Here is a 22,022-nt window from a genome sequence, read left to right as displayed (position 1 = left end):
TAATCTTATAAGTAATAGATCACACCAAGATTGGAGTTGTCCTGTGATGAACGGTAAAAGCAGCTATATTAAATGGGGGATTGTCCTGCTAGTAGTGATAGCAGTGAATTTTATACGTCTTCCATATTATTTTACAGTACCTGGAGAAGCACTAGAGCTCTCTGAGGTTATTGAAGTAGAAGGGGCAGAATTCGAAGAGAATGGCTCCCTCATGCTGACGACAATTCGCATGGGCCAGGCAAATACGGTAAATTACTTATGGTCACTCATTAGTGATCGTCGGGATATTGTTCCTGAGGATCAAGTGAGACCTCCAGGTGAAACGGATGATATGTATAACCACCGTCAAATGATGCTCATGTCAAGCTCACAGGAGCAAGCAGTTATAGTCGCTTACCAAGCTGCGGGTGCAGAAGCGTATTTTGAAGAATACGGGGCACTCATTACGTCCGTCATCCCTGGTATGGGAGCGGAAGGGATTTTAGAAGCTGGCGACCGAGTTATCGGAATTGATGGTGAGGTTATAAGCGATGTAGATGAGCTGTTTGCAGCGCTTGAAGGTAGATCAATTGGTGATGTCGTTGAAGTAACGTTTGAACGCAACGAGGATGAAGTGACTGAAAACATTGAAGTATTAGCGTTCCCTGAGGATATGGGAGCGGAAGAGGGACGTGGCGGTGTAGGTATCGCGAATCCGATTACTGATCGCGAGCTCGTACGTAATCCAGACGTAGATATTGATACGAACCGGATCGGTGGTCCATCTGCTGGCCTCATGTTTTCATTAGAAATTTATAATCAGCTTACTGAGGAAGACATCACACAAGGCTTAAACATCGCTGGTACTGGCACAATTAATGAAGATGGCGACGTTGGTCCAATTGGTGGCGTGAAGCAAAAAGTATATGCATCACATGAAGCGAACGCAGACGCCTTCCTCGTGCCAGCTGAACCGCCTGCAAACGGTGGGAACTCTAACTATGAGGATGCTGTTGAGGTAGCGGATTCCATAGGAACAGATATGGATATCGTTCCAATTTACCACTTCGATGACGCCATTGATTATTTAGAGTCCATTTCTTAATGGAAGTGTGGAAGGAATGCCGAGCAGCGCTCGGCATTCTTTTTTTAAAGTTAGGGAGCTTATTCAAAGTTGCGCTTGAAGAGTTAACCAATGACGTATACTTAGGGTGAAGTGACGCACTCTCATTCTTGTTACATGCAAACGATATTTGAAGTGATGCAAACAAGCTTCTAACTGATGCAAAGCGATTTACTGAACGCAACAAGCACCCGCCTACCGCGAACAAATTTACATCCATATAATCGAACCTAATATGCTCAGGCAGTTTTACCTAATCTCGTATAATAATGCGTCGTTTGTATTCTGGGGTTGGACTAGACAGAACGGATTGATGAACGGTTGCCGCTAATTCATCTAAAACTAAAGCGGGATGATTATCTGACGCACCGCCGGTTGCCTTTGTTAACAAAGGTACCGTAAGCTTCTTTTTACGTTGATGTAAAAAGGTGCGACCTGTTTGTGACATTCCTAAAATACGTAAATAGGGTGGAGAGTCAGGCGCCAATAATTCATCCATGTCTCGTTTTTTGACATTGAGTAGAATATGAGAGAGCATGCGTTGAAGTCTTGTTCGCGTATAACGTTTGGTTTTTAGTTGCTCGATAAATGATTCAAACGTGAGAGCACTTGAAGCGGCCTTCTTTAATCGGTATTCAAGCCCTTCGACGCATTCATAGATGTCTCGGAGCTCCTCAACAGAGCTAGTTAAAATGCGATATCTTAAAAGAGAATAGTAATTCTCCCAAGTATGAAATGTTCCTTCTGACTGCAAGTAGTGTTGAAGCTCTTCGTAACTCGATTGTGGCATATAGTGCTGAATGGAGGCTAATTCACCACTTATGATGGACTTACGTATCGATGTTGCACTAGCGATGCTTTCCTGTGCTGGCAATTCCTCATCATGATAATCGGCAACGGATCGCGCGATTGTATGTAGCTCGATGGGGTGCTTTTTATCTAATGCAGCTTTTACATAATGATAGCCTAAGATATTGTTCGGCTTGTCGAGCGGCAAGACATTCGTTTCATCAGGCAAAGATTTGTAAGCACGTGCCATAGCCTCAGGATAGCTTACGCCAAGTGAGATCTCCTTTTTAAGCGTGTGCTGGATCGTTAATTCGTGCTTCTTCATCCACTCGTAAGTATGAGTAAAAGAGTGGATATCTCCGGATTCGCTACCAAAGCAGAGTGCATCCACTTGGAGGGCACTTAACAAATCCACTGCGCCTTGCGCAAAAAATTCAGCTTTTTGGACAGCATACATGTATGGGAGCTCAATAACGACATCCGCTCCGGCTTTTAATGCCATGTTGGTGCGACTCCATTTATGTACAAAAGCGGGTTCCCCGCGTTGCAAAAAATTTCCGCTCATCACAGCCACAACAACTTCCGCTTGTGCAATTCGTTTTGACTGCTTAAGATGATAGAGATGACCGTTGTGGAACGGGTTATATTCAACAATAACTCCTACGGATTTCATTTTCCTACCTCCTTTGTTATCCTATTAGTATACGCTTGTTTTTTGACAGAAAAAACAGTGTTTATAAGGTCAAAAAAGAAGGTAAATGTTTCGCAAGGAATGTAAAGAGATTATCTTGACAAACCTTTTTTAGAAAGATATAATTACATTTGTTGTCTTGAGGTGAATATATAATGAAATGGTCGGTACAACAGTTGCAAGCCCTTAAACATAAGGGTCTGCATGTAGACGAATCGGTCGATGTATCAACGTTGAAAGAAATAGACCGTGAAATTCGTGAGGTGACTCCCGTACATGTTGTAGGAGATGCTTCATTTGCGAAGGATATCATAACGTTTACGTTACAGATTTCTGGGTCGATGACATTGCCTTGCGCGCGTACTCTAAATGATGTGGAGTATCCTTTTTCCATCCAGGCAATGGAAACCTTCCAATTGTCAGAATGGGCCACCTTCGATGAGGATGAAGAAGTTCACGAATTGGTTGATAACACGGTTGATCTAATGCCTTATGTGCGAGAGCAGATTTTACTTGATAAACCTTTGCGTGTCTATAGCGATAAAACAGAAGGACCTGCCCCAGAGGAAGGCCCCGGTTGGACGCTTACGACAGAGGAAGCGCAAAAAGAAAAAGTAGATCCGCGATTGCAAAAGTTGCAAGAGTTCTTTAAGAATAACGAATGATCTCGAAGGAGGTGGGACTGATGGCAGTACCTTTTAGAAAAACGAGTAAGACTAAGAAAAGAATGCGTCGTACGCACATTAAGTTGCGTGTACCTGGAATGGTAGAATGTCCTGAATGTGGTGAGATGAAGCTTTCTCACCGTGTCTGCAAATCTTGCGGAACGTACAAGGGACGCGACGTTGCTAAATAAGTCGTGTTAAAACAGGAGGGTCTAACCCTCCTGTTTTTTGTGTTTATACATGCTTTTTGATCGTACATAGAACTATGCCATGTGAAAAGATCGCGCAAGTTTGCGGGTGGACTGCGCAAGTTGAAGCGCTGATCGCGCGAAAAGTAGGTAGAACCGCGCGAGTTGAGGCTCGAACTGCGTAATGAGAAAAAAATCGCGTAAGTTTGCGGGTGGACTGCGCAAGTTGAAGCGCTGATCGCGCGAAAAGTAGGTAGAACCGCGCGAGTTGAGTATCGAACTGCGTAACGAGAAAAAAATCGCGCAAGTTGGCGGGTGAACTGCGCAAGTTGAAGCGCCGATAGCGCGAAAAGTAGGTAGAACCGCGCGAGTTGAGGCTCGAACTGCGTAACGAGAAAAAAATCGCGCAAACCCACACACCACCGCCGCCTTTTTGCCTCATCCAAAACTAATCCATAATCCGCGGTGTCCGCTAACTCATGCGATACATATACATCCCCGCGCAGCAACATCATTCATCCAGCTCACTCATTTAAACTAACGAAAGGACGAAACCCTGATGAAAACGATCACTTACTCCATAAAAGATCAACTAGCTACCGTGACTCTCAATCGACCCGACGTGCGTAATGCCGTTAACTTTGACATGATAAAGGATTTCCAACACGTGCTCACTCTCATCAAACAAGACAAGCCTACGCATGTGCTACTAACGGGGGCGAATAATGCTTTTTGCAGTGGTGGAGACTTACGTGATTTTCATTCCTTAAAATCAGAAGAAGAGGCTAAGACAATGCTCGAGCCGATGGGGAAGGTGTTAAGAGAGTGGGTGCAATTGCCAGCTCTTACGGTCGCGTATATAAATGGTCCTTGTGTTGGAGGAGGGGCGGAGCTTGCGATCGCCTGTGACGTCCGCTATGGATCAGAGGAGGCGCGAGTTGGCTTCGTTCAAGCGAGCTTAGCCATCACAACAGGATGGGGAGGGGCTTCGCTTTTAAAAGAGCGAGTCGGCTATGCCACGGCCATAAATTTACTCTCACAAGCGACGATACATGATGCATCATCCTTAGAGAAGCTTGGCTTTTTAACAATTTTATCGAAACAAACGGTACTCGACCAACTAAACTCGTATCGAGGTAAACGGGAGTCGATTGCAAGCTATAAAGAGCAACTGCGCACGCCATACTTGTTAGAAAATATGGAGCAGGAGGTCGTAGCCTGTGCCAAGCTTTGGGAACTGGATGCGCACCATCAGGCAGTAGAGGCATTTTTAAACAAATAAAAAACCAGGCCGTTAAGCCTAGTCTTACATACACTTATTTTTGCTCTGTTACGCCTTGAGGGAACCACACAAATGGATTCTCGCCGCGATCGCGCACCGTGTCATACGTAACCGCCTCAAAGCCTTGCTTCGCCCAAAAATCGTCTGAACGTTGGCGAGCATTTGTTTTTACTGGCAATCCTAAGCTTTTCGCAAACTCAACGAGCGCGTGACCGATCCCTTTTCCTTGGAAACCAGGTAGAACCTCTAGCTTCCAAAGCTCATAATAGTCCTGTGGGGGATCGAAGTACTTATCGTACTTCCCTTCTACACGGTAAAGGCTCATTCGACCGACTAATTTGTTACCGAAATAAACACCATAAAAGGGAGATTCTCCATCGTTCTCCACGATATTATGTTCAAGATCTTCCTTCATCGAAAGTTCTTGTACACCATATTCACGAAAATTTTCGAATTCTTCTAATGTTTTAAAGTTAATATTAAGACGTACCACTTCATGTTTGTCCATTGTATACGACCTCCAGCCTGTAAATAAGAAAAAATGTAAGCGTTACCTCCTTAAGTATAATCTAAAAAAAGTACTTCGTGAAGAGATTCCTAGTATTGTGCTAGAATTAAATTTATTAGGAGGGAGACAACATGACAATAGCAGTGATTGGATCTGGTGCAATAGGGCTTTTACTAGCCTCCTACTTGGCAGAGGACCACCTTGTACAATTATATACACGAAGAAGAGAGTCAGCTAACGCACTTCGTGACGGTGTGATTCGATACGATGCAGCGCAAACTGCAAAAGCGATAAAGCAAGTAGATGGATACGTGTTATCTAAAGTCGATAGAATTGAGGCATCGCTCTGTATTGTCACAACGAAGGCGTATTCCATTCCATCCGTCATCGATGAACTATCATCTAAACTTCCAAAAGACACTCCTGTACTATTTGTTCAAAATGGGATGGCGCATGTAGAGATAGCAGAAGAAAGCTTTGCGAATTCAATCCTTGCGACAACAACACACGGTGCAAGAAAAATTTCTGAGAATGAAGTCATTCATACAGGAATTGGGGAGCTGACTGTAGAATATCCTTTACAGCTAACAGTACCAGATGACTTACATATAAGTGTAGACCCTGAGATTAAAAAAGCGCTTGAAAAAAAGTTGCTCGTTAATGCCGTGGTGAATCCATTAACAACCCTTTATGAGGTGAAAAATGGAGATCTACGCTTGTTTCATCATGAAGAGGTAAAAGAGATTGCGGATGAATTGTCGGCATTTTTGAGTATACAAGACGGGACGAGTTTTGTTGATTTAGTGTTAAACAAAACAGCAGCGAATCATTCTTCGATGTTAGTTGATTATGCAGCTAGTAGAAAAACGGAGTTTGACGCAATCTTAGGCTACTTAAAAAAACGAGCCGATAGAGAAGGCGTCCAACTACCTGCATTTATGCACATGTTTGACAGAGTGAAACGTAAATTGGGGGAGTAAATAGTGGGGGATATTGCAATTTCACTTATTGGATTAATTATCACAGTGCCACTAATAAGTATGCTACTTGTATACGTGGTTTTACGCAAAGTGACAAAGCGTAAACATAAATCGTTAAAGCTTGCGGTAGACAGCCATGTCCCTATTTTTGCTGTGTCTATTTATTTTTTAGTTAGGCAGCTATTTCATTTTTCGGCGGTGGGCGTATTATTAATTGCGCTTCTTACGTCTGCTCTCGTATTTATGATTATTCACTGGCGACTGACGGAAGAGATCGACATGCGCAGAATTCTTAGAGGTGCTTGGCGATTCCAATTCCTCCTCTACTTATCTGCCTATATTGGTCTCATTGTCACAGGGCTTATTTTAACGTACTAAGCATCTTGCGTTGGTCGTTCTACAGGTATCTGTTATAATAAACCAGACTTATGTACAGAAAGGTTGACCATCATGCAGGTACTAACAAACACGACTTACGAAAAACCATCATTTTTACATAGCTATATCAAGCACGATGCACAGGTTCATCGATATTTTGACTACTCCCTAGACGATACGCGCGCAAGGTATGATGAGATAACTAAGTATACGTATCAACGAACGGAATTAACGAGCGCATTACGCGCTTTCCAGGAAAACTATCATCCAGATCCATCAGCATACGCTCAGATTGAACGACTTAAGGATCCAACCTCTGTCGTTGTCGTTGGCGGACAGCAAGCGGGATTTTTAACAGGACCACTATATACAGTCAATAAAATCATTTCGATCCTGCATGAAGCAAAACGAGTGGAGCGAGCGTTATCGAAACCTGTCATTCCTCTGTTTTGGATTGCTGGAGAGGATCATGATGTGGATGAGGTCAATCACACCTATGTGCACGATAAAGAGGCAGTGAAGCGTATCCGACTACCGGAACGTAACGACGTAAAAACACCGGCTAGTGAACGTTATATTGATCCTAAAGCAGCCAAAGAGCAGGTGCTTACCTTGTTTAAGCATTTGCCAGAGACTATGTACACAGAGAGTCTCTTAGAGGAACTTTTAAACGACCTGACGAAAGAAGTGACATATACCACTTGGTGTGCGATGATTTTACATCGTCTATTCGAAGGGACTGGGCTTGTGCTCATGGACGCCGCTGACCCATCCATTCGAGAGATTGAACGACCGATCTTTGCTGATATGGTAAGTCAGAACGAACGTATTCGCGCCAATTTTTTAGAAACAGCGAGAACGTTCCAACAGGAAGGCTATGGAGAGCCAATTACGATTGAGGAAGAGAATGCTCATCTTTTTTATCATGATGGTGATCAGCGCTTTTTACTATCTGCTACAGAGACTGGTTTTGTTGAAAAGAACGGGTCACGGACTTGGACAAAAGAAGAACTCTCGGATGCGGTTCAAGCGGGTAACATACAGCTTAGTAATAACGTTGTGACAAGGCCAGTCATGCAGGATATGCTGTTACCGGTGCACACGTTTATAGCGGGTCCTGGCGAGTTAAAATATTGGAGTGTGTTAAAGGATATCTTCCACTTGTTCGGTCACCATATGCCTATAATCAGGCCGCGCCTGCAGGTAACTCTTCTGTCACGCTCAGTTTCAAAGTGGCTTGACCATTATGAACTTGATCTCGTCCGTGTTTCGCAGCAAGGGACAGAAGAGCTTCGAAATCAAGTGATTAATGAAAGTAAAGTGGTGGACCATGAAGCATTATTTGAACACGTGTCTCACGTAGTAAACAACGAATTAAACGATATGCTCCAAAAACTTGCGCATATTGAGCAAATAGAAGGCATTCATGAAACAGCAAAATCAAAGCTTATGAAAACGCTTGGCCATTATGAAGCGCGAGTGACAAAGAAAGTGGAACAAAAGCAGGCTGTAAAGCTCTCGAGATTATTAATGATTGAAGCAGAGATGAAGCCAGAGGAATCTCTACAAGAACGACAGCTCAATGTCTACAGCTTCTTAAATGCACATGGAGGCGACCTAGTTAAGAGAATTTCACACATTGTGGAAGAGTTAGATGTTGATGCTGCTACACACATTTATTTAAAGCTATAAAACAGGTTTAAAGCCCGTCTCATAACGGTTTATGAGACGGGCTTTTTGTATGTCTATAAACGTTTATGAGGGTAGTTTTGCTGTTTTGATAAATTTTCAGAAAATTTTACGTAGAATTGAAAATTCGTAGTGGTACAAAGTGGGGGATTGTGGTAGATTAGTGGTATGAAGTGGGGGAGGAGTGGACAATCATGTTCATCGGTGAATTTAACCATCAGATGGACACGAAAGGACGAGTTATTTTACCATCTAAATTTCGCGAGCGACTTGGAGAATCCTTTGTCGTGACGCGTGGTATGGATACGTGTCTTTTTGTCTATCCTCAGGAAGAGTGGAATAAGCTCGAAGAAAAGCTACGCGCCCTCCCATTTACGAAAAAGGATGCACGCGCTTTTACAAGGTTTTTTTTCTCAGGAGCTACGGAATCAGAATTTGATAAACAAGGAAGAGTTACCATTCCCCAGCCACTTAGAAGCTATGCGGGCCTCGATAAGGATTGCACCATTATTGGCGTTTCGGGGCGAGTAGAGATTTGGTCTAAGTCGACGTGGGACGAGTACTTTAATACGTCGCAGGAATCATTCTCGGATATAGCTGAAGGGCTAATGGATATTGACTTTTAGTGAAGGAGGAGCAGTTGTTGTTTGAGCATGATACGGTTTTAAAAGAAGAGACAGTCGAAGGATTGAACGTAAAGAAAGACGGGATATACGTTGACTGTACACTTGGTGGTGGAGGACATAGCGAGCGCATCTTAAAAGAGCTTTCGGATGAAGGCAGACTTATTGCGTTTGATCAGGACACTACTGCATTACAAGCAGCGAAAGAAAGGTTAAACAACTCCGAAAAAGTGACGTTTATACATAGTAACTTTCGGTTTTTAAAGTCAAGACTGGCGGAGATTGGGATTACGCAAGTAGATGGGATTGTTTTTGATTTAGGAGTTTCTTCTCCGCAGTTTGACGAGGCATCACGTGGCTTTAGCTATCGATTTGATGCTCCGCTTGATATGCGAATGGATCAGACTCAAGGCGAAACAGCGTATGACATTATTAATCATGCGAGCTTTCAGGACATTCATCGCATTATTGCTAGATATGGAGAAGAGAAATTTGCCAAGCAGATTGCTCGTAAAATCGAACAGGCGAGAGAGAAGGCACCGATCGAGACAACATTTGAACTTGTAGAAATCATTAAGGATGCAATTCCAGCACCAGCTAGACGCAAGGGTGGTCATCCAGCAAAGAGAACCTTTCAAGCGTTCCGTATTGCAGTAAACGATGAGCTTAACGTATTTCGAGAAGCATTACTTGATGCCATTGATATCGTGAAGCCTTCAGGCAGAATTGCAGTTATTACGTTCCACTCATTAGAGGATCGCATCTGCAAGCAGGTGTTTAAGGATAAAAGTAGTACGCCAGAGTTGCCTCGTGGACTTCCAGTTATTCCAGATCATTTAAAACCTGAATTAACGTTAATAGCTAGAAAGCCAATTCTCGCATCAGAGGGTGAGCTTGAAGCGAATAATCGTGCTCATTCAGCGAAGCTTCGTGTCGCAGAAAAAAATGAATAAAGGAGGACAGAATCATGAGCCCAATGCTTGAGAGACAGTATCAGCCACAGCATGAACCGAAACGACACAAAAAGGTTCGCGAACGCGTATTTAAAGGAGGAATAACAAAAGGAGAAAAGCTCGTTTATGGCCTTTCTATACCTGCAATTGTTATTCTAGCGTTTATGATAATTTCAAACGCTGCATCTCTTTACGCATTAAATCACGACATGCAAGTAATTGAAGCAGATATTGCTGCTCAAGGTGCGAGTAATGAGGCACTTTCTTTACAAGTAAAGGAGCTTGCTGATCCGGAGCGTATTCTTTATATTGCAAAAGAAGAGCTTGGTATGGAGCTTCATGACGAAAGTGTTAAGCTTATTCACGACTCGAACTAAGCGTAAAACATAGTGCCGTTTTTAGAATCGTTTACATAAATAACGGAGTCGAGGACAACTTACGTCAGTTTAAGGAGTATCAGATTCGATTGTTTTAGTAAACAGACACCTCCGCTATGGTCTATCATAGCGGAGATTTTTTCATAAGCCTTCAAAATAGTTATTAAAATAAAGAGGTGGCAGTATGCTTATGCAACAAAAAAGCAAAACGTTAACAAGGCGGGCACTCATGCTTCTTGTCGTTGTCGTCATTATGATAGGCGCACTATTCTCTCGGTTCATTTACATACAAGCAGCCAAAGAGGTCCAGGGAAGGGATTTACAGGAGTTACTTGAGCAACGATGGTCTCAAACAGCTGTGCTAGATGGTCAGCGAGGCACGATCTATGATCGCAATGGGGAGACGATCGCGGAGGAAATTCCCTCTTATACCGTATTAGCTGTATTAGACGATCAGTATGAATCACACGTTGCCGATCCAGAAGGGACAGCACGCGCATTAGCGGAGGTACTAGACGAGGAGCAGGAGTTTTTATACAACCAGCTAACTCGTGATGCCGTCCAAGTAGAGCTAGGACCAAGAGCCAAAAATATTAGTTATGAGAAGCGTCAAGAGCTTGAAGAATTAGAGCTTGAAGGGATCCTATTTCGAGAGGACCCAAGAAGGTACTATCCTCGTCAAACGTTTGCCTCTCACGTAATTGGCTACACAGAGCGAGATATGTCTGTCGCTCGTATGGGCCTTGAGAGTAGCTTAAACGATTATTTAGCAGAAGAGAATGGATCGATTCAATATCAAAGGGACGGACGCAACAGACGTCTCTATGGCGCGGAGGAAACGATTGTGGAGCCTAAAAACGGGAGCAATGTGTTCTTAACACTAGATTCTCGAATTCAGCAGTCCATGGAGCAAACAATGGCGCAGGTGGACGAGGAATATAACCCTGAGCGAATGATGGCCATCGTTGCGAACGCCAAAACAGGTGAAATATTAGGAATGTCGAATCGACCAAGCTTTAACCCAAATCAGTATGAGTCGATTGAGAACTATACGAATTTTGCTGTTTCGTCACGTTTTGAGCCTGGTTCTACGCTCAAAATCTTTTCTCTAGCAGCAATGATTGAAGAAGGCGTGTACGATGGAAATGCGTACTATGAGTCTGGTTCGTATCGTGCATTTGGAGAAACGATGCGTGATCATAATAATGGTAGAGGTTGGGGAACGATTACGTATGAAGAAGGTGTACAGCGCTCCTCAAACGTAGCCTTTGCTAAACTGACGAATGAATATTTAGGTGGAGAGAAGATTTATGAGTATATGGAACGCTTCGGGTTTAGAGAGCCGACGGGAGTCGATTTACCGAATGAAGCGTCAGGCGTACTAGCGGAAAATGGTCCACTTGATGCATTAACAACATCTTTTGGGCAAGCCTCGGTAGTAACTCCAATCCAACAAATTAAGGCAGCGACAGCTATAGCAAACGATGGACAAATGATGAAGCCATACATTGTAAAAGAAATCATCGATCCAAATTCGGGAGAAGCAACGCTCGTCAATGAACCAGAGGTGGTTTCAGAGCCGATTTCTGCTGAGACCGCAACGGAGGTTCGCCGTATTATGGAGACGATCGTTTCTTCTGAGAACGGAACTGGTCAACCGTATGCGATCGATGGATTTGAAATCGCAGGTAAAACAGGGACCGCTCAGCTTGTCGGAGATGATGGCCTATACATGAGAGGGCACGGTAACAATATTTTCTCCTTTATCGGAATGGCACCAGCAGATGATCCTGAAGTAATTGTTTATGTGGCAGTTGATAGACCGGATTTAGAGGAGTATCAGCTAGGTAATGAGCCTGTATCTCTTATTTTCCGTCAAGTTATGGAGCAGTCGTTGCAATACTTAAACATTGCACCGTCAGACGAAGAGGATACCGCAACGCTTGAGACGGGGAAGGAAATTAGAGACTATGAGGGCGAACGAGTCGACCTTGTCACAGAGGAGCTCACGGCAGCTGGACTTGAACCAATTTTAATTGGGGACGGGACGATGGTCGAAGCTCAGTCTATAGAAGCCGGTGTGTATTTGGCTAAGGGAGATAAAGTGCTTCTTTTAACCAATGCTGAAGCCATTAGCATGCCAGATATAACAGGCTTTTCTGTTAGGCAGGTGTATCGTTTAGCAGAGATGCTTGATATTACGGCTGATGTAGAAGGTATGGGATTTGTTTACGGGCAACAGCCTGAGCCTGGAGCGGATTTGACTAACGCTACGAAAATACTTGTAGAGGCAAGTCCGGAAGAGCCAGAAGAGCCGGAAGAATCTGAGGATGGCGAAGCGGAATCTGAGGAAGAGGAATTCTTCATGGACTAGAAGAAGGAGGAGGACAAGGTTCTACCTTGTCCTTTTTTTGCATATCGTGAATCAGTCCTGATAGATAGGGAGTGAGGAAGGAATGCGACAAATACCTAGCAGAGTGAGAAATAATCGTTTACTCTTCGTTTTGCTCATCGGCTGTGTGATGATTTGTGCATTAGCTATTCGATTAGCGTATGTGCAGCTCGTACAATCAGCTGATATAACAGAGCTTGCGAGCGATCTTTGGGGTCGAGAAATCCCATTTGAAGGTCGACGAGGCGACATTTTAGATCGTGAGGGGAAGCTTTTGGCGACCTCAATTACAGCGCAAACGCTGTTTGCAATTCCTCGTCAAATTAGCGATAAAGAAAAAACAGCAGAGGTATTAGCGCCATTATTATCGATGAAAGAGGAAGAAGTTTACGCTCTCCTCACACAAAATGAGTCGATAGTTCGAATGAAGCAAGGCGCAAGGAAGATGAGTGCAGAACTAGCATCAGAAATTCGAAAGCTTCAGCTCGAAGGGATTTATTTAGCAGAAGACTATAAAAGGTACTATCCAGAAGGAGCTTTTTTATCGCATGTCCTTGGATTTGCAGGTATTGATAATCAAGGACTTGCGGGACTTGAGCTGTTTTATGATAGTTCACTAAAAGGAGAAAAGGGGAATCTCTCTTTTTATGCTGATGCGAAAGGCAGACGCATGGAACAGATGGGAGATGAATATAAAAGCCCGAAGCCTGGCAATAATTTAGTGCTCACAATAAACAAAGATATACAACAAATAGTTGAAAGAGAATTAGATCAAGCTGAAGCGGCATATAGTCCTGATGGGGCAATTGCGATAGCCATGAATCCTAAGACTGGTGAAATACTTGCCATGTCTTCAAGACCTCACTTTGATCCGATGCATTTCCAAGACGTTGCACCTGAAATTTTTAACCAAAATAAACCTGTATGGAGTCAGTATGAGCCAGGCTCTACTTTTAAGATCATCACACTCGCTGCAGCACTGGAGGAAGGTTTAGTTGATCTTGAACGAGATCGTTTTTATGATCCTGGGTATATCGAGGTAGCAGGATCACGTCTGCGCTGCTGGAAAAAGGGGGGACATGGATCTCAAACCTTTTTAGAAGTTGTTCAAAACTCCTGTAACCCAGGGTTTGTCGTATTAGGAGAAAGACTTGGTAAAGAAAAGTTATTTTCTTACATTCGTGAGTTTGGTTTTGGGTCAAAAACGGGCATAGATTTACAAGGAGAGGGAACCGGAATCTTGTTTGATGAGGATAAGGTGGGGCCTTTAGAGCTCGCGACAACGGCATTCGGTCAAGGCGTTGCTGTAACGCCGTTACAGCAGGTTGTTGCCGTCTCAGCTGCTGTTAACGGGGGAAATGTGATGGAACCATACTTGTTAAAAGAATGGCGAGACAGTAACGGTACCATTTTGATTGAACGAAAACCAACGTTAAAACGTAACGTCATCTCTGAAAAAACGTCTAGTGAAGTGCGAAATGCGTTAGAACATGTTGTTGCAAAAGGAACTGGTAAAGGCGCATTTGTAGATGGATATCGTGTAGGAGGTAAAACCGGTACAGCCCAGAAGGCAAAGGATGGTCGTTACTTAGAAAACAATCATATTGTGAGCTTTATTGGTGTTGCGCCAATGGACGATCCTGAAATAGTCGTATATGTGGCGATAGACAACCCGAAAAATACGGTGCAATTTGGTGGTGTCGTTGCAGCTCCAATAGTGGGGAACATAATCGAAGATAGTCTCATTACGCTAGATGTACCAAAAAGAAAAGATCAAATTGAAAAAGAGCGAACGTGGCTTGATCCTGAAGAGACGCTTGTTCCTGATTTAATTGGACGCACCAAAAAAGAATTAATGGAAGGGCACTATCAGATAAAGATCGAGCCGAGAGGTGATGGCAATGTTGTTATTTCGCAATCACCTGAGCCAGGATCAAAAATTCAGGCGACGGATACGATTCTTATATATATGGGTGACAAATAAACAAAGGCAAAGTAAAATGAAAACTGAGCAAACGGAAGGTTCCGGGGGAGAAGGATGATTAGACATGAAGCTAAGAGATTTAGAAGCGTTATTACCAGTATCAAAACGAGTTGGACAAAATCAAGAAGATATCGACATTCTTCACATAGAAATGGACTCCAGAACTGTCTCTCCAGGGACGTTATTTTTTTGCGTGCCTGGGTACACAGTGGATGGTCATGATTTTGCAACACAAGCTGTTGAAAATGGCGCGAGTGCTCTTGTAGTAGATCGTGAGTTAGATGTGAATGTACCGATGATTCTGGTACCTAACGTTAGACGAGCAATGGCGCAGTTGGCAACACATTTTTATGATAATCCTAGCAAACATTTAAGGATGATAGGTGTAACAGGTACAAACGGCAAAACATCCGTTACTCATTTTCTCGATCAGTTACTAACAGAGCTTGGTGCAAAGACAGGGTTAATTGGAACGATGTATGCTAAATACGTAGGTAAAGAAGTAGCAACAAGTAATACAACACCAGAATCGCTCGTTTTACAAAGAACGCTTCGCGATATGTGTAAAGAAGGTGTAGAAACGGTGGCAATGGAAGTGTCTTCTCACGCTCTTGAGCTTGGGAGGAGTCATGGTACTTCCTTTGAAGTAGCGGTATTTACTAATTTATCGCAAGATCATTTAGACTATCATGAAACGATGAATGATTACGCTCATGCTAAATCACTATTATTTAGCCAGCTTGGAAATACGTTTGATCGACACCGTCAACCCAAAGCTGTCATTAACAACGACGATGCGTATGCTGGCAAAATGATTGCAAGTACAGCTGCGCCTGTCTTGACATATGGGCTAGGTGAAGCTGATTTTCAAGCAATAGATGTGCGCTTAACTCCTTCTAAAACGAGCTTTACCCTACTTGCTAAAGGGCAAAAGTATAAAGTTGAAACGCATTTACCTGGAAAGTTTTCTATTTCAAATATTCTTGCGACTATAGTAGCATCCTATGCATTAGGCTATGAACTGGAGCAGATAGTGAAAATCGTCCCTAGCCTTCGCGGCGTTCCGGGTAGATTTGAACCAGTCATTACGGAGGCTCCTGTGCATACTATTGTTGACTATGCACATACGCCAGATAGCTTACAAAACGTTTTAGAGACAGCAAGAGACTTAACGTCAAAACGAGTTATTGCTGTCGTCGGATGTGGTGGTGATCGTGATAAAACAAAGCGTCCTTTAATGGCGAGAATTGCGGAGGATTTAGCTGATAAGGTCTATGTGACGTCTGACAACCCTCGTACGGAGGATCCTCAAGCTATTTTAGACGATATGATAGTTGGACTATCTAAAGATAATCATGAAGTAATTGAAGACCGTGAGCTAGCTATTAAAACTGCGATTGCTCATGCGGAGCCTGAGGATGTTATACTTATTGCTGGCAAAGGGCATGAGACCTATCAAGAAATCGGTAAAGTCAAATACCCGTTTGATGATCGAAAGGTGGCATATGACGCGCTAAAGGAGTGGAAATAGATGAGTCGTATCTCCGTTAAAGATCTAAACGACCTGTTTGGAGGGACAGTTTTTAAATTAGATCCATCTACTTCGTTTGCTGGTATAAAAGCCGCAAGCGGCGACGTGCAACAAGGAGACTTGTTTGTTCCGATTCGTCACGGGATGTATGATGGACACTATTTTATTGAAGAAGCAATTGAGAATGGCTGTATTGCCTCTTTATGGAGGCAAGGGGAGCCGAGGCCCGCTTCCATATCAGACAAATTTCCACTCATCGTTGTTGAGGATCCGGAGACCACGTTTCAGAAGCTTGCAAGTTATTATGCGAGTACGTTGCCATCGAAGGTTATTTTAGTAGTAGGAGATTACACTACTCAATTAGTTGCATCTATTTTACAAAACCGTTTAGATTGCTCTGTCTTACACATTGATTCGTTACACTATACGAATATATATGAAGCAGTAGTAAATGCACCTAACGACCAACATGAGTATTTAATTATGACTGTAGTAGAGAAAGAGGCCTGCATACTATCATCTTTAGTCAAACCAGAGGTGTCTATTGTCACGTCTACTTTACCTAGTGAGATCGTTGAAGCCATTATCCATGATTCAAATAAGACGTTTATTGCAAATGAGGAGAACGATTTAATAAATCATGATTGGTTGCATGCTTTCAACAAACAAGTAACCGCATCGATTAACACATTACAGTACCTGGGCGAAAATGAAATCGAACCAATTTCCTCGTCTGACTTACATATTCATGTGAGTAACGTATTCCATTCTCAAGTAATCATGGAGGATGTTGCCTTTGATGAAGAACGAATGCATTATTCCATTGGTTTACTTGCTCATTTAGGCACAGCTTCTTCTCGCATTCTTATGATCGATGAAGGATTTTTGAATAGCTCAGACCATAAGATTATTCACGAATTTTTTGCTAAGCACTTGCCTCGTGAGATCACAGAAATTTATGCGATAGGCGAAAAAGCGTTTTGGGTCGTAGATGCATTGAAACGAAACGCTTCGTCAGTGAAGGCAACGTATTATAAAACGCACATCGAAGCTATCAGAGATTTATACGATGTATTACAAAGTGGCGCTTTACTTTTATATAAAGGCGCAAATAAAGAAATGATCAATTCCATAATGAACGAATTGTCATAGAAGTAGGAAGGGGATTGTTCCATGCTGGAACACGGTTTATTATATACACTTTTATTAGCATTTTTACTTACGGTGCTCATGTCACCGATTGTTATTCCATTTTTAAGAAGGCTCAAATTTGGCCAGAGTATACGTGAGGAAGGGCCACAGTCGCATTTGAAAAAAACAGGTACTCCTACAATGGGTGGAGTAATGATCATCTTTTCGATCATCATTGCATCTTTGATCTTTACAAGTCAGTTTGACACCATCGGTTACGATGTTTTATTACTCATCCTCGTTACTGCAGGCTTTGGTCTTCTAGGATTCTTAGATGACTATTTGAAAGTAGCGCGTAAAAAGAACTTAGGATTAACTTCAAAACAGAAATTTTTAGGTCAAGTTGTTATTTCGGCTATCGTATATGTGGTGTTACTTCAAGTTGGTTTATCTACGGAGATTGCGGTACCAGGTACCGATATGTCTCTTGATATTGGTTTATTATACTTCCCGTTGATTATTGTCATGCTCGTTGGTGCGAGTAACGCCGTTAACTTAACGGATGGATTAGACGGTCTAGTTGCGGGAACATCGGCAGTGGCTTTCGGTGCATTTGCTATTATTGCTTACTCGTTAGAGCTTTGGAGCGTGTCTATCTTTTCGATAGCGGTAGTAGGGGCTGTTCTCGGATTTCTTGTTTTTAACGCGCATCCAGCCAAGGTTTTTATGGGAGACACAGGCTCCCTAGCACTTGGTGGTGCTATAGCGATGATCGCTATTTTAACTAAAACGGAGCTTCTATTGGTCATCATTGGCGGTGTGTTTGTTATTGAAACGCTCTCCGTAATCCTACAAGTAGCATCGTTTAAACTGCGCAAAAAGCGCATATTTAAGATGAGTCCATTACATCATCACTATGAACTCTCCGGATGGAGTGAGTGGCGTGTCGTCGTCACTTTCTGGACAGTCGGTATTATTTTTGCCGTCATAGGCGTTTACGTGGAGGTGTGGGTATAATGACACATTCTCGCTGGCAAGGAAAACATGTGCTTGTATTAGGATTAGCAAAGAGTGGTACTGCAGCTGCCCGTATATTAAAACAGTTAGGCGCTAAGGTCATTGTTAATGATCAGCTAGCATTTGATCAAAATGATGCTGCCAAAGAGCTACAACAAGAAGGGTTTGACGTTGTTTGTGGAGAGCATCCTGAATCACTTGTTCACGAAGGACTTTACGCAGTCGTAAAAAACCCAGGAATTCGCTACGATCATTCACTTATTAAAAAAGCATTAAAGCTTCAAATTCCTGTATTAACCGAGGTACAAATCGCTTATGATATCGCGCCATGTGACATGATTGGAATTACTGGCTCAAACGGTAAAACCACAACCACAACATATATTCATGATATGTTAGTTGGTGGAGCCAAAACACCTCACATAGCGGGTAATATCGGTGTTGTAGCAGCTGAAGTGGCAAATCAAGCGTCCGAGTCCGATATCATGGTCGTAGAACTGTCTAGCTTTCAGCTAATGGGCACAGATACATTTGCCCCAAAGATTGCTATCCTTCTTAACTTAATTGATGCTCACCTCGATTATCACGGAACGAGAGACGAGTATATAGAAGCAAAAAAGCAAATTTTTATGAACCAAACAAAGAGCGATTATTTAATCTATAACGCGGACGATGAGATCGTGTGTGAGATGATTAAAGATGCTAAAGCAACACTCGTTCCGTTTTCAACAAAGAAAAAAGTGGACGGAGCATACGTGGAGGATGGATATTTACAATTTAAAGGAGAAAAGATTGTAACGGTCGACTCTTTCTCCTTACCAGGCGAGCACAATGTGTCAAATGCTCTCTCTGCGCTCGCAGCAGCTTTCTTAGCTGGAGGGAATATAAAAACAATTCAAAACGTTCTCCAAACGTTCAGCGGTGTCGAGCACCGTCTCCAGTATGTCACGACTAAAAAGGACCGTAAGTTTTATAATAACTCTAAAGCGACGAACGTTGCGGCTACTGTAACGGCTCTCCAAGCGTTTGAGCAACCCATTGTACTTATAGCTGGTGGACTTGATCGCGGATTATCGTTTGATGAGCTCGAAAAAGAGCTTACGAATGTTCACACACTAGTATCGTACGGAGAGACAAGTGAGCTATTAGCAGAGGCTGCTACAAGAGCTGGTGCAAAAGCAATTGTCACTGAGACCCTTTCTGAAGCAGTTCCGCATGCTTTTAGAGAATCAAACAAGGGCGATGTTGTTTTATTGTCTCCTGCATGCGCATCGTGGGATCAATTTAAGACGTTTGAAGAGCGAGGCAAAGCGTTCTTAGACGCTGTTTATCACTTAGACGATTAACTATCATAGGAACACGTTTGCATTCATAGATTAGTACGAGCAGAGGCTTGTACGCTTATGGAAGCAGAGGTGTTCCTTTTGAGTTATAAAAGAGATTGGTGGCTACTAAGCGCAATAACGGTACTGATTATTTTTGGTCTTTTAATGGTTTATAGTGCAAGCTCCGTGTGGGGAGAGTTTCGCTTTTCAGATCCCTTGTTTTTTGCTAAAAGGCAATCCCTATTTGTATGTATTGGCATTTTATTGATGATCGTACTTTCTAAAGTTCATTATTCCATCTTTGCCACATACAGTTATCTTCTTGTAGCAGGGTGCTTTTTATTTTTAATCCTTGTTTTAATTCCAGGAGTAGGGCTAGTGCGTGGAGGCGCTCAGAGCTGGCTAGGGGTTGGGATCTTCTCTATTCAACCATCTGAGTTTATGAAGCTTGGGCTTATTCTCTTTCTCTCTAAACGATTATCAATGGGGGACATTGATATAGCTTCGTGGAAAGGATTATTTCATATGCTTTTATGGATCCTCGCTGCATTTGGATTAATTATGCTACAGCCTGATTTAGGGACGGGAACGGTTTTAGTAGGCACGTGTATTGCCATACTATTTGTAGGCGGAGCATCTTTAAAGCATTTCTTTGTCTTATTTCTTGGAGCCGTGGCAGGCTTCGTTGCCTTAATTGCTTCTGCCCCTTATCGTTTGAAGCGTATTACTGCCTTTTTAGATCCATGGGAGGATCCTTTAGGAGCAGGATTCCAAAGTATCCAGTCTCTTTATGCAGTTGGACCAGGGGGGTTACTAGGTACAGGATTTGGGGGGAGTAGACAAAAACATTTTTATTTACCAGAGCCACAGACAGACTTTATTTTTGCTATTACCGCCGAAGAACTAGGGTTTATTGGAGCGTGCCTTATCCTTCTTGCCTTTTTTGTACTCTTTTGGCGAGGAATTCGGATCGCTATTCTCGCTCCGGATCGCTTTAGCTCGTATGTCGCAACAGGGATTACTTCTATGATCATGATTCAAGTTTTTATCAATATTTCTGTAGTCATTGGGTTAATGCCCGTCACTGGAATAACGCTACCGTTTTTTAGCTATGGTGGGTCCTCTTACACGCTTTTATTAGTGGGGCTTGGTATTTTAATGAATATATCTCGTCAGATCAAACGCTAATTACTCATTTGATGCTAAAAACAATGGTATAGTGTGAAAAACGAAGAATCACCTTAATTTTTATGCAAAAATGCTGTAGAATAGCTGTATAACGTCATTTAGGGGGAAAATAATGAAAGTATTAGTATCAGGAGGAGGTACGGGTGGGCATATTTACCCGGCACTTGCGCTTATTAGACATATAGCTTCAGTAAATCCAGAAGCTGAATTTTTATACATCGGTACAGAAAATGGACTTGAAGGCTCCATCGCACCAAAATCAAATATACCATTTAAAACTGTGACAATCTCAGGCTTCAAGAGAAAGATTTCCTTACATAATGTGAGAACTGTTTATCAGTTTTTAAAGGCCGTTACGGATTCAAAGAAATACATGAAAGAATTTCGTCCAGATGTCGTCATAGGTACAGGTGGCTACGTATGCGGACCTGTCGTCTATGCTGCTAGCAAACTAGGTATTCCCACTATTATTCACGAGCAAAATAGCGTCCCGGGACTTACGAATAAGTTCTTATCAAAATACGTGACGAAAGTGGCTATCTCTTTTGAAGAGGCAGCTTCGTATTTCCCTAAAGAAAAGACGATCTTTACAGGTAACCCAAGGGCGTCTGAGGTTGCGGCTAAAGCGAAGTCGGAGTCTAAAGAAGCAATTAAGCAGTTAGGTCTCGACCCAACTAAAAAGACATTATTAGTTGTTGGTGGAAGTCGGGGAGCTCGTCCACTCAACGAGGCCATGTTAGCATCACTTGAAGAGTTTGGATCTAAGTCCTACCAGTGTATTTATGTCACTGGAGACGTTCATTATGATTCGGTCAAGCAAAAGATGGGAGAGGCAACTCCGAACATCTTAGCGGTGCCATACATCCATGATATGCCAGCGCTATTACTGGAAATTGACGCTGTTGTGGCGAGAGCAGGAGCTACGACGTTAGCAGAATTAACAGCGCTTGGAATTCCATCTATTTTAATTCCTAGCCCATATGTGACAAATAATCATCAAGAAAAAAATGCGCGAGCTTTAGAGAAGGTAGGCGCTGCCAAAGTTATCTTAGAGAAGGATGTCACACCTAGTGTGCTCCTCAAAGCTTGCGATGATCTACTTGAGAATAACGAAGCATGGTCTCTTATGAGCAGAAGTGCATATGAAGCTGGAATGCCAGAAGCATCAGCTAAACTAGTTGGTGTCATGGAATCAATTATAAAAGTTAGTAAGTAAAAGGCGGGGAAGG

General features: G+C 42.7%; 20 protein-coding genes. 18 read left to right on the top strand and 2 right to left on the bottom strand.

Features of this window, described 5'->3' with window-relative positions; translation table 11 throughout:
* Positions 1-46: 46 nt before the first annotated feature.
* Positions 47-1,084 carry a SepM family pheromone-processing serine protease gene (locus FLK61_RS11370; protein WP_176011223.1) on the top strand — a complete coding sequence of 346 codons (1,038 nt, stop codon included), beginning with the start codon at positions 47-49 and terminating at the stop codon, positions 1,082-1,084.
* Between the two features lie 271 nt (positions 1,085-1,355).
* Here the strand turns inward: FLK61_RS11370 and FLK61_RS11365 are convergent, their stop codons facing one another.
* Positions 1,356-2,564 carry a nucleotidyltransferase gene (locus tag FLK61_RS11365; RefSeq protein WP_176009574.1) on the bottom strand — a complete coding sequence of 403 codons (1,209 nt, stop codon included), beginning with the start codon at positions 2,562-2,564 and terminating at the stop codon, positions 1,356-1,358.
* A 173-nt stretch (positions 2,565-2,737) separates the two neighbouring features.
* On the opposite strand from FLK61_RS11365, the gene FLK61_RS11360 reads away from it, so the two are divergent.
* From FLK61_RS11360 to FLK61_RS11350, 3 genes are all read left to right on the top strand, one after another.
* Complete coding sequence (locus FLK61_RS11360) at positions 2,738-3,247, top strand: YceD family protein (protein WP_176009573.1); 510 nt, start codon at positions 2,738-2,740, stop codon at positions 3,245-3,247.
* A gap of 20 nt (positions 3,248-3,267) precedes the next feature.
* Positions 3,268-3,438 carry a 50S ribosomal protein L32 gene (gene rpmF / locus FLK61_RS11355; RefSeq protein ID WP_176009572.1) on the top strand — a complete coding sequence of 57 codons (171 nt, stop codon included), beginning with the start codon at positions 3,268-3,270 and terminating at the stop codon, positions 3,436-3,438.
* Positions 3,439-3,994: 556 nt separating this feature from the next.
* On the top strand, positions 3,995-4,717 hold the full coding sequence (locus FLK61_RS11350) for an enoyl-CoA hydratase/isomerase family protein (RefSeq protein WP_176009571.1): 723 nt from the start codon (positions 3,995-3,997) through the stop codon (positions 4,715-4,717).
* Between the two features lie 34 nt (positions 4,718-4,751).
* On the opposite strand, the gene FLK61_RS11345 is transcribed toward FLK61_RS11350, so the two are convergent.
* Complete coding sequence (locus FLK61_RS11345) at positions 4,752-5,225, bottom strand: N-acetyltransferase (protein ID WP_176009570.1); 474 nt, start codon at positions 5,223-5,225, stop codon at positions 4,752-4,754.
* Positions 5,226-5,356: 131 nt separating this feature from the next.
* On the opposite strand from FLK61_RS11345, the gene FLK61_RS11340 reads away from it, so the two are divergent.
* From FLK61_RS11340 to murG, 14 genes are all read left to right on the top strand, one after another.
* Positions 5,357-6,205: a 2-dehydropantoate 2-reductase gene (locus tag FLK61_RS11340; protein WP_176009569.1), complete on the top strand. Its 849-nt coding sequence runs from the start codon at positions 5,357-5,359 to the stop codon at positions 6,203-6,205.
* A 3-nt stretch (positions 6,206-6,208) separates the two neighbouring features.
* A complete protein-coding gene (locus FLK61_RS11335; protein WP_176009568.1) occupies positions 6,209-6,583 on the top strand; it encodes a DUF3397 domain-containing protein in 375 nt (124 codons plus the stop codon).
* A 72-nt stretch (positions 6,584-6,655) separates the two neighbouring features.
* On the top strand, positions 6,656-8,275 hold the full coding sequence (gene bshC / locus FLK61_RS11330) for a bacillithiol biosynthesis cysteine-adding enzyme BshC (protein WP_176009567.1): 1,620 nt from the start codon (positions 6,656-6,658) through the stop codon (positions 8,273-8,275).
* Positions 8,276-8,466: 191 nt separating this feature from the next.
* A complete protein-coding gene (gene mraZ / locus FLK61_RS11325) occupies positions 8,467-8,898 on the top strand; it encodes a division/cell wall cluster transcriptional repressor MraZ (protein ID WP_176009566.1) in 432 nt (143 codons plus the stop codon).
* 17 nt (positions 8,899-8,915) lie between these two features.
* Positions 8,916-9,848: a 16S rRNA (cytosine(1402)-N(4))-methyltransferase RsmH gene (gene rsmH, locus FLK61_RS11320; RefSeq protein ID WP_176009565.1), complete on the top strand. Its 933-nt coding sequence runs from the start codon at positions 8,916-8,918 to the stop codon at positions 9,846-9,848.
* A 14-nt stretch (positions 9,849-9,862) separates the two neighbouring features.
* Positions 9,863-10,225, top strand: a complete 363-nt coding sequence (gene ftsL / locus FLK61_RS11315; protein ID WP_176009564.1) for a cell division protein FtsL — start codon at positions 9,863-9,865, stop codon at positions 10,223-10,225.
* Positions 10,226-10,409: 184 nt separating this feature from the next.
* On the top strand, positions 10,410-12,599 hold the full coding sequence (locus tag FLK61_RS11310; protein ID WP_176009563.1) for a penicillin-binding protein: 2,190 nt from the start codon (positions 10,410-10,412) through the stop codon (positions 12,597-12,599).
* Positions 12,600-12,681: 82 nt separating this feature from the next.
* The gene (locus FLK61_RS11305; protein WP_176009562.1) at positions 12,682-14,601 is read left to right on the top strand and encodes a stage V sporulation protein D; all 1,920 of its coding nucleotides are present in this window, start codon (positions 12,682-12,684) and stop codon (positions 14,599-14,601) included.
* A gap of 64 nt (positions 14,602-14,665) precedes the next feature.
* A complete protein-coding gene (locus tag FLK61_RS11300; protein WP_176009561.1) occupies positions 14,666-16,132 on the top strand; it encodes a UDP-N-acetylmuramoyl-L-alanyl-D-glutamate--2,6-diaminopimelate ligase in 1,467 nt (488 codons plus the stop codon).
* Positions 16,133-17,284, top strand: coding sequence for a UDP-N-acetylmuramoyl-tripeptide--D-alanyl-D-alanine ligase (locus FLK61_RS11295; RefSeq protein WP_176009560.1), 1,152 nt, complete (start codon positions 16,133-16,135; stop codon positions 17,282-17,284).
* 21 nt (positions 17,285-17,305) lie between these two features.
* A complete protein-coding gene (mraY, locus tag FLK61_RS11290) occupies positions 17,306-18,280 on the top strand; it encodes a phospho-N-acetylmuramoyl-pentapeptide-transferase (RefSeq protein ID WP_176009559.1) in 975 nt (324 codons plus the stop codon).
* Complete coding sequence (gene murD, locus FLK61_RS11285) at positions 18,280-19,626, top strand: UDP-N-acetylmuramoyl-L-alanine--D-glutamate ligase (RefSeq protein ID WP_283811843.1); 1,347 nt, start codon at positions 18,280-18,282, stop codon at positions 19,624-19,626. Before mraY ends, murD begins: the two co-directional genes overlap by 1 nt.
* 57 nt (positions 19,627-19,683) lie before the next feature.
* Positions 19,684-20,793, top strand: a complete 1,110-nt coding sequence (gene spoVE / locus FLK61_RS11280) for a stage V sporulation protein E (protein ID WP_176009558.1) — start codon at positions 19,684-19,686, stop codon at positions 20,791-20,793.
* 112 nt (positions 20,794-20,905) lie between these two features.
* Positions 20,906-22,009, top strand: coding sequence for an undecaprenyldiphospho-muramoylpentapeptide beta-N-acetylglucosaminyltransferase (gene murG, locus FLK61_RS11275; protein WP_176009557.1), 1,104 nt, complete (start codon positions 20,906-20,908; stop codon positions 22,007-22,009).
* Positions 22,010-22,022: the final 13 nt, after the last annotated feature.

This window comes from Paenalkalicoccus suaedae (assembly GCF_006965545.2).
GTDB lineage: Bacteria > Bacillota > Bacilli > Bacillales > Salisediminibacteriaceae > Paenalkalicoccus > Paenalkalicoccus suaedae.
Note: the sequence above shows the minus strand (reverse complement) of the source record. Positions and strands in the feature narration are given on the sequence as shown.